The sequence below is a fragment of the Nocardia noduli genome (genome assembly GCF_019038455.1).
Taxonomy (GTDB): Bacteria; Actinomycetota; Actinomycetes; order Mycobacteriales; family Mycobacteriaceae; genus Nocardia; species Nocardia noduli.
Genome location: NZ_JAFMPL010000227.1, coordinates 1 through 1,528, shown reverse-complemented (window position 1 = coordinate 1,528; position 1,528 = coordinate 1). Strand labels below are relative to the sequence as shown.

Here is a 1,528-nt window from a genome sequence, read left to right as displayed (position 1 = left end):
TTCCGCGCGATGTCCTCCGCGGAATGCCGCTTGCGTCCTGCCATGGTCCTCAGTGTCCCTTCTCGGCCCTCACCAGGCCAAACAAGGACTCTAATACCGATCGGTCTCATCTATAGGGGACGGCCCATGACCAAGAGCGATTCCTCACTCAGTTCGCTAGAGACATCCTGCCGAGACTCCGCGAACTGGCCTGAGCGGGAGAGCTGTCGAAGCACCGGTCTCGGAAGAGCCGCCTGGCGACATCGACTCGAGTATCAGCGGCGTAATCTTTGCTACCGTCGACCACGTGTCCCTGCGGTCGTGCCGACCGATACCGACGAGATCCGTGGTGGAGTGGTACGCGGCAGGTCTCATGTGCTCAGGTCGGCACGCAGGTTCAGAAACGGCGTCACCGTGTCGAGGAACAGTTCCGGGCACTCGCAGAACGGCTCGTGTCGCGCTGCGAGAACGGCCACCTCGGCGTGGGGAAGAGCGCGGGCGATGCCACGCTTGTTCAACAGCCAGGGGTTCATGGGGTCATATTTTCCCCATACCACTTGCACCGGTATTTCCGGGATAACCGGGGCGCGTGATCGCAGGTCGAGTCGTGGGTCGGCGAAGCTGCGCCAGATCGCGCGGTAGACACGCAACCGCTCCGGGTGTTTCTGGATTCGAGCTGCCCGTTCATAGACGGCGCGCGTCCCGCCCCTTCCGCCGAGGTATGACCGCGCACCGAGGCCGACCGCGTAGCGAGCGAACCAGCGGTTGCTCATGACGCGGAACATACTCCGAGTCAACACATTCAGTGGGGTGAATCCGGCGGACTGGACGAGTACGAGGCCCGCAACGGCGTCGGGACGCCGTTCGGCCACGCGAAGCGCCGCGTAGCCACCCACGCTGTTACCGATGATCGTGACGTCATGGAAGCCGTGGGCGGAGAGTGCGTCCCAGACTCGCGTCGCTACGTCGCAGAGTCCGTCGGCGGTCGCCATCGACGGATGGTTGACCGTGGACTGTCCGTAGCCCGGCCAGTCGACCGCCGCGACCGCCCATTTCCGGGCCAGCGTGGGAACGATCAGGTCGAAGTCGCGATGGTCGCCGGGGTTGGCATGCAGCAACAGCAGTCCGGGGGCGGAGCCGGGAAGGCGGCCGGTCAGGTGGACGGCCACCTCGCCCATGTCGGTCGGGACGGTGAGCATCACTGTTCGTTCCACGATGAGGGGCGAAGACCAATTCTCATTCGGCGTTCAATACGTCGATAGATCTGCGGTAGTCCGGTTGCCTCTTGCCGCGCCTGCCAGTCCGGCACTACGGCTCCTGCCTGCACAACGAAGTCATGTATCCGAGGTCGGTGATCATCGGGCACCAGGACGAAAATCACTGACGGACACCGGGTCGCGAGGCCGGCAGCGGCAAGGCTGCTGAGCGGTCCCCGATGACGAGACCACCCGGGAATAGAGTCGGGTGATTTCGTTCCGTGTTCAGTTGGTCCCGCAGGCCATCGGATGATGGGTGTGGGTGCAGGCCGCAGCGTACTCGGCCGGCGTGC

At 64.2% G+C, this 1,528-nt stretch carries 1 protein-coding gene; it reads right to left on the bottom strand.

The features are described 5' to 3' along the window. Positions 1 to 350 precede the first annotated feature (350 nt). The gene (locus JZ792_RS41065) at positions 351 to 1,193 is read right to left on the bottom strand and encodes an alpha/beta fold hydrolase (RefSeq protein WP_216918374.1); all 843 of its coding nucleotides are present in this window, start codon (positions 1,191 to 1,193) and stop codon (positions 351 to 353) included. Positions 1,194 to 1,528: the final 335 nt, after the last annotated feature.